Raw genomic sequence first — 7,534 nt, forward strand, 5'->3', positions numbered from 1 at the left:
GGTGGCCGGCGGGGATCCCGGGTGTGGAAAAGCGCTCGTGCTGTCCGTTGCCGCCTGGGCGAGCCGCCCAGGGCGTGCCTCGACGGTGCGCTCCGCGTCCCTGGCGCGCCAGCCTCGCGGCGTATCTGTGGATAACCAGCAGCGAGCCGGCAGTTGTCCACAGCCCCGGCCGGTGGCCTCGGCACGGTGCCGTCGGCTGTGCTGTCATCGACATCCCGGCGCTGGCATTCCGGCCATCCGGCCGGGGCTACCGACGACGAGCCCGGTGGCCGGCACCGGGCCACCCGCCGGGCCCGAGCGTCGCAACACGCCACGGCCCACCGGCCGCGACGAGGTGAGGTGAGATGATCTCAGGGTCTCCTGCCGGAGCACCGGCGACTCGGAAGATCTTGTTACCGTCGAGGTGCGGCGCGCCGCGACATCCCGACACGGGTCGGCACAACTGGCCGGACAGGTCAGGAAGGCTCCGGATGACAACGCAGAGTGAAGGCTTGCGCGCCTGTGCCATCGTGGACCTGGACGCGGTCCGTGAGTCGGTGGCAGCCCTGGTCGCCCGCGCCGGGAACGCCGCGACCATGGCGGTGGTGAAGAGCGACGGCTACGGGCACGGGATGTCCGCGTGCGCGCGTGCCGCCGTGGAGGCGGGCGCGAGCTGGCTCGGGGTCGCCGTCATCGAAGAAGGGCTCGCGCTGCGCGCCGCCGGCTGCAGCGTCCCGGTCTTCGCCTGGCTCACCGCCCCGGGGGAACCGCTCGCTGACGCGCTCGCCGCCGACATCGACCTCTCCGCGTCGGCTCCCTGGATGCTGGCGGAGATCGCCGAGGCTGCCCGGCACACCGGCCGGCGAGCCCGCGTCCACCTCAAGGCCGACACCGGCCTGGGCCGGAGCGGCGCCACCGAGGCGGACTGGCCGTCCCTGTGCGACGCGGCGGCGGCGCTGGTCGCCGAGGACCTGATCGAGGTGACCGGCGTGTGGAGCCATCTGGCCTTCGCCGACTCGCCCGGCCATCCGACCGTCCGCGGCCAGATCGGGCGTTTCACCGACGCGGTCACCATCGCCGAGAAGGCCGGTCTGCGTCCGCAGGTGCGTCATCTGGCCAATTCGGCGGCGACCCTGGTCAGCCCGGACGCCCATTTCGACATGGTGCGTCCGGGGATATCCGTGTACGGGCTGTCACCGGGGCCGCAGGTCGGTCCGCCCGCGGCCCTGGGCCTGCGGCCGGCCATGACGTTGACCGCCCGGCTCGCGCTGGCCAAACGGGTGCCGGCGGGCAGCGGCGTGTCCTATGCCCACCGGTACACCACCGCCACGGCGTCGACCCTTGGGCTGGTGCCGCTCGGGTACGCCGACGGCGTCCCGCGGGCGGCCGGCAACACCGCCGAGGTGCTGCTCGCGGGCCGGCGCCGGCGGATAGCCGGAACCGTCTGCATGGACCAGTTCGTGGTCGACGTCGGCGATGATCCGGTCCAGGCCGGCGACCAGGTGATCCTGTTCGGGCCCGGGGAGCACGGCGAGCCCACCGCGCAGGACTGGGCGGACGCTCTCGACACGATCAGCTACGAGATCGTCACCAGGATTGGCGCCCGGGTGCCCCGCATTCACCTGAACGCCTCCGGCGGGCCGCGGGACACCGGTCGGTGGGGCGCGGGCATGCCGGACACCGGCCGGCCCGCTCCCGGGGTGACCGGCAGCCCGCCGCCCGCTGTCAGTCAGTCTGACGCCGGTTCGTCCAGCGCTGGTTCGTTCGGCGCCGGTTCGTCCGGTCCGGGTCTTCCCGGCGCCGGCCCGTCAGCGTCAGGACGGCTTCCGTCATGAGCACGTCCCAGGCAACAGAGGATGTAGGAGCGGACGGTGCGGGCGGCGCCGCGCGGGCCATGATGGCCGGCCGGTTCCTCGGCATCGGCGGCGGTGTCGTCCGGGCGAGCCGTGCCGTCACCCGGACGCGGGCAGTGCGTGCGGCGGGGGTCACGGGCCTGGTCACGGCGGCCGTCATAGGTACGGCGGCGGAACGGCGGCTGGCACGCATCCGTGCCGAGCGGGCCGGCGCGGCCGAGAAGGACCCGGTCGACCCGGTCGACCCGGTCGGCGGGCGGCCGGCCACGGTGATCACCTCCGACGGGGTGCCGTTACATGTGGAGATCGTCGGTGACGCCGACGCGCCGCTCACCCTCGTGTTCGTCCACGGCTTCTGCGTCAGCCTCGACTGCTGGACGTTCCAGCGCCGGGACCTGGCCGGCTGCGGCCGGCTGGTGTTCTACGACCAGCGGGCGCATGGTGCCTCGGGCCCCTCGGATCTCGCGGGGTGCACGATCGAGCAGCTTGGTGACGATCTGTACCGGGTGCTCGGCGAGGTGGTGCCGACCGGCCCGGTGCTGCTCGTCGGGCACTCGATGGGCGGGATGACGATCCTCGCGTTGGCCGACGCCCATCCGGAGCTGTTCGAGGACCGGATCGTCGGGGTCGCGCTCGTGTCGACCAGCGCCGGCGGCCTGGCGACGGTCACCTTCGGTCTGCCCGCGACGGCCACGCTGGCACTGCGGGCCTGCCTGCCCGGCCTCGCGATCGGTATGCGCTACGCTCCGTCGCTGCTGGAACGGGGACGCCGCCATGGCGGTGACCTCGCCTGGGTCATCACCCGCCGGATCGGCTTCGGCTCGAACGAGGTGGAGCCGGCCGTGGTGTCGTTCCTGGAGAAGACGATAGCCGCCACGCCACTGCACGTGGTCGCGGCCTTCCTGCCCGCGCTGATCTCTTATGACAAGCTGCTTGCCGCGGCGGTGCTGGTGGCGACGCCGACACTGATCCTCGTCGGTGACGCCGACGTGATGACCCCGGTGGAGCACAGCCGCACGCTCGCCGCGGCGCTCCCCGAGGCGGATCTGGTGGTCGTACCCGGCGCCGGCCACAGCGTCCCGCTGGAGCGTCCGGACGAGGTCAACGCGGCATTACGTACCCTCGTCCAGCGGGCGAGGGCCCATCGGCCACCCCCGGACAACCCGGTCGTGCCCGCCCCTCGGGAGCACGGCATAGACGACATCCACGCATGAGCGCTCCGCGGCGGACGCCCGTGGGCACGACAGCGACGTCGTCCAGGCGGTCCTGACCAGCCCTGATGTTGATGTCTGTGTGTAATGGGAACGAACGAAACCGGCAGGACGCGGGCGGCGGGCGGCACCCACAGCATCCGTGGGGACGAAGTTGTGGCCCGCGGGCGTGCACGTGACGGCCTGCACGTGACGGCCTGCACGTGACGGCGTGCGTGCGACAGGTATGAACGTGATCTCGTGAGGTGGACGTTGTGAGTGGCCCGGATACACCACTGCCCCCTTGGCTGCGCACTGGTGAGTCCCTTCGCGCCAGCGTTGCGATCAGAGCCGAGGATGGCGGTCTGGTGGTCGAGGCCGCGGACGCCGACAGTACCCGCGAGGCGGGCAGGCAGCTGGCCGCCGTGCTGCGCGCGGGCGACCTCGTGATCCTGGCCGGGCCGCTCGGCGCCGGCAAGACCGTTTTTGTCCAGGGCGTTGCCGTGGGCCTGGGCGTTGCCGGGGCGGTCACCTCCCCGACCTTCGTGATCGCCCGGGTACACCCGGGCGGCCGGGTGCCCCTGGTGCATGTGGACGCCTACCGCCTGGGCGGGCTCGCCGAGGTCGAGGACATCGATCTCGACGCCGATGTCGAGCAGTCCGTGACCGTGGTCGAATGGGGCTCGGGCCTGGTGGAGGGGCTGGCCGGCACACATCTGCGGGTGGAGATCGCCCGTCCCGAGGACGCGGCGCCGGCGGCTCCCGCCACGGGCACCTATATCAGCACGGATATCGGCGCCAGCGTGGGTGTTCCCGCCGGCGCGGACGCCTCCGTCAGCGACGCCCCCACCGGTGCGGATGCCGGTGGCAGCGTGGATACCGCCGGCCGGGCGGAAGCCACCGGCGTCGCCGGTACGGGCGGGGTGCCCGATGCCGGGGGGCGGCGCGTGATCCGTCTGCTCGGCAGCGGCGGGGACTGGCCGCGGCGCCTGTCGTTGTTGGTGCCATTGCCATCATCAGCGCAGACAACCGTGAGCCCGCCGGCTCCACCAACTCCACCGGCTTCGTCAACTCCACCGGCTTCGCCGGCCCGGCCGCACCGGCCGGAGCCGGGCTGGCTGTGAGGGATCAAGGGGCGATCTTGCGGTTGGTGACCGGCTAGGCTGGCGGACGTGCTGCTCATCGCTCTTGACACGGCGACACCCGCCTGCTCCGTCGCGCTCGTCGACGTGGCTCACGGGTACTCGCCCGGCACGTCGGCCGCGGCGGCTGTGCCGGTCGTGCCGGCCGGAGCGGGGCAGCCCACAGGGGCGGCCGCGGCCAGCGGGCCCGCGGCGGGGGCGGCCGCGGGCGGGCAGGCCGTCGTCGTGACAGGCCGGGCGGCGCGCCGGGTCGTCGATCCGCGGCGGCATGCCGAACTGCTCGTACCGCTGGTCCGGGAGGTTCTCGACGAGGCGGCGGTACGTCCCGCCGATCTCGACGGTGTGGTGGTGGGCATCGGGCCCGGCCCGTTCACGAGCCTGCGGGTGGGGGTGGTGACCGCCGGCGCGTTCGCGGACGCTCTCGGCAGGCCCGCCTATGGCGTCTGTTCGCTCGACGGTGTCGGCGCCGCCCTCGCGGGCCGGGTGGCCGTGGCGACCGACGCGCGACGCCGTGAGGTCTACTGGGCGGTCTATGAGGACGGCGCCCGCGTCGCCGGGCCCTTCGTGGACCGGCCACAGGCCGTCGTCGACACGCTGCGCGAGATGTCCGTCAGCCGGCTGGTCGGCCCGGGAGCCGTGCTGTACCCGGATGTGTTCACCGGTCTCGCCGGCCCTCAGCCGCCGCCGGCTCCCGCAACGGCCCCGGCAGCGGGCACGCGGGCCGGTACGGACCTGGGTGCGCGGACGGCAGCCGGCCGCGTCCTGTCCGGCGAGACGTCATCGGTGGGCGTCCGCGTCGCCGCGGATCCGCCCCAGGGCTGCGGGCCGCCACGGACGGCCGATCCCGGCTATCCCTCACCGGTCGTTCTCGCCCGGCTGGCCGCCGCCGATGTCCTCGCCCGCCGGCCACCGGCACCGCTGGTCCCGCTGTACCTGCGCCGGCCGGACGCGGCCGAGCCGCACCCACCGAAAACGGTCGCCGTATGAGCGCCCGGGCGGGCCATCCGAGCGCCCGGGTGAGGAGCGGCCGTGCGCGCTGCCCGGACAGCATGAATGATCATCGGGCGGATGCGGCGGTCCTGACGCGCTGGCTGTCCGATCATCGGCCTGCCCTCGCCTGGGCCCCACCCGGAGAACGATCGTGAACTCCCCCGTACCGCCGGACGGCGCGGACAACGTCCAGCAGACCGGGAACGATGTTCCCGCCACCGATGGTCTCCGTCCGGACGCGAGAAGCCCGCAGGACGTTGCCGGCCCCCATGACGGAGTTGCCGGCCCCCATGACGGAGTTGGCGTTCCCGGGGATGTCTCCGTCCCGGGGGACGGAGACAGCGTTCCCGGGGACGGCGCCGCTCCCGCCGGGGGAGCGGGGACAGTGCCTTCCGCGGACGCAGTGCCCTCCGCGGGCACAGTGCCTCCTGGGGAGACGCTGCCTCCCGCGCGGGCCGCTTCCGCCGCGGACGCCGTCCGGCGCGGCCAGGCCGGCCATGTCGAGTTCGAGCCGCTGCGCTGGTGGCACCTTGGCGACGTCGTCGCTCTGGAGCGGGAGATCTTCGCCGAGGACGCGTGGACGCCCGAGCTGTTCTGGTCCGAGCTGGCCCAGGGCGCGGCGCGGCACTATCTGGCCGCCGTCCGCGACGACCGGGTCATCGGTTACGGAGGGCTCGCCATCCATGACGACGAGTCCTACATACAGACTCTCGGGGTCGCCGCGGACGCCCGTGGCGGTGGTGTCGCCACCCGGCTGCTGGTCGCGCTGCTGCGCCACGCCCGCGCCCGGGGCGCCCGCCGCTGCGAGCTGGAGGTACGCACCGACAATGCCGTGGCCCAGTCCCTGTACCGGCGGCTGGGGTTCGTCGAGCTCGGAGTGCGCCGGGGCTACTATCAGCCGTCCGGAGCCGACGCCTATGTGATGTCGGCCGACCGGATACACACCGGTGACTACGGCAGGATGCTGGACGCGGCCGAGCGGGCGGTGTCGAGGTGAGGGCGGCGCCGGAGGCGACAGCGGCGCCGGTGCCGGCAACGGGAAGGGCGCCGGCAACGGGAAGGGCGCCGGCAACGGGAAGGGCGCCGGCAACGGGAAGGGCGCCGGCAACGGGAAGGGCGCCGGCAACGGGAAGGGCGCCGGCAACGGGAAGGGCGCCGGCAACGGGAAGGGCGCCGACAACGGGAAGGGCGCCGACAACGGGAGAGGGAACGGGGACCACGGCGGTGTCGAGATGAGCGGGCGCCGCGCGGGGGACGCGCCGCTGGTGCTGGGGATCGAGACCTCCTGCGACGAGACCGGGGTGGGCCTGGTCCGCGGCGGGGTGCTGCTCGCGGACACACTCGCCTCCTCCGCCGACGAGCACGCCCGCTACGGCGGGGTCATCCCCGAGATCGCCGCCCGCGCGCACCTCGAGGCGATGGCGCCCACGGTGGACCGGGCGCTGTCCCAGGCGGGGCTGCGCCACCGCGACGTGGACGCGGTCGCGGTCACCGCCGGCCCCGGCCTCGCCGGCGCGCTGCTGGTCGGGGTGGCCGCGGCCAAGGCGTACGCGCTCGCGCTCGGCGTCCCGCTCTACGGCGTCCATCATCTGGCCGCGCACGTGGCGGTCGACACCCTTGAGCACGGGCCGCTGCCCGGGCCGTCGATCGCGTTGCTGGTCTCCGGCGGGCACTCGTCGCTGCTGCTCATCCCGGATCTCGCCCGCGGCGAGGTGAGCTCGCTCGGGGCGACCGTCGACGACGCCGCCGGTGAGGCGTACGACAAGGTCGCCCGGCTGCTGGGCATGCCGTTCCCGGGCGGCCCGCCCATTGACCGGGCGGCCCGCGACGGCAGCCCGACGATCCCGTTCCCGCGCGCCAAGGCGTCCGACGGCACCTTCGACTTCTCCTTCAGCGGGCTGAAGACGGCGGTGGCCCGGTGGGTGGAGGCGCGGGGGCGGGCCGGCGAGCCGGTGCCGGTCGCCGACGTCGCCGCGTCCTTCCAGGAGGCGGTGGTGGACGTGCTGACGGCGAAGTCGGTCGCGGCCTGCCGGGCCCACGGCGTGGACACGCTGGTGATCGGCGGCGGGGTGGCAGCGAACAGCCGGCTGCGGGCGCTGGCGGCGGCCCGCTGCGAGGCCGCCGGCATCACGCTGCGGGTGCCCCGGCCCGGGCTGTGCACCGACAACGGCGCGATGGTCGCCGCGCTCGGCTCCCTCCAGGTCGAGGCCGGCATGCCCCCGTCCCCGCTGGACATCCCCGCCTCCTCGACCCTCCCGCTCTGACCGGGCCGTTTCCCAGGTGACGTGACCGTTGCCCGGGTGGTGTTCTCGGTCACATGCCGATCCGGCCTCCGATGGATATCGAGGATGGACGCTGTGGCTGGTGTGACGCGTATGTG

The 7,534-nt window shown here is 74.0% G+C and carries 5 protein-coding genes and 1 pseudogene; all 6 read left to right on the plus strand.

Annotated elements, in window-relative coordinates:
• Positions 1-470: 470 nt before the first annotated feature.
• Positions 471-1,604: pseudogene (gene alr / locus AC5LUJ_RS01975) on the plus strand (alanine racemase); the annotation flags it as partial.
• A gap of 206 nt (positions 1,605-1,810) precedes the next feature.
• Positions 1,811-3,046 (plus strand): alpha/beta fold hydrolase, encoded by a 1,236-nt coding sequence (locus AC5LUJ_RS01980; RefSeq protein ID WP_250282639.1) that lies wholly within the window; start codon positions 1,811-1,813, stop codon positions 3,044-3,046.
• A gap of 251 nt (positions 3,047-3,297) precedes the next feature.
• Positions 3,298-4,146, plus strand: a complete 849-nt coding sequence (gene tsaE, locus AC5LUJ_RS01985; RefSeq protein WP_493464367.1) for a tRNA (adenosine(37)-N6)-threonylcarbamoyltransferase complex ATPase subunit type 1 TsaE — start codon at positions 3,298-3,300, stop codon at positions 4,144-4,146.
• A gap of 48 nt (positions 4,147-4,194) precedes the next feature.
• A complete protein-coding gene (gene tsaB / locus AC5LUJ_RS01990; protein ID WP_493464368.1) occupies positions 4,195-5,151 on the plus strand; it encodes a tRNA (adenosine(37)-N6)-threonylcarbamoyltransferase complex dimerization subunit type 1 TsaB in 957 nt (318 codons plus the stop codon).
• Between the two features lie 154 nt (positions 5,152-5,305).
• Positions 5,306-6,151 (plus strand): ribosomal protein S18-alanine N-acetyltransferase, encoded by an 846-nt coding sequence (rimI, locus tag AC5LUJ_RS01995; RefSeq protein WP_445548539.1) that lies wholly within the window; start codon positions 5,306-5,308, stop codon positions 6,149-6,151.
• A gap of 235 nt (positions 6,152-6,386) precedes the next feature.
• On the plus strand, positions 6,387-7,418 hold the full coding sequence (gene tsaD, locus AC5LUJ_RS02000; RefSeq protein WP_250286713.1) for a tRNA (adenosine(37)-N6)-threonylcarbamoyltransferase complex transferase subunit TsaD: 1,032 nt from the start codon (positions 6,387-6,389) through the stop codon (positions 7,416-7,418).
• The last annotated feature ends 116 nt before the right edge of the window (positions 7,419-7,534 follow it).

The sequence above is a fragment of the Protofrankia sp. CiP1_Cm_nod3 genome, from assembly GCF_982290655.1.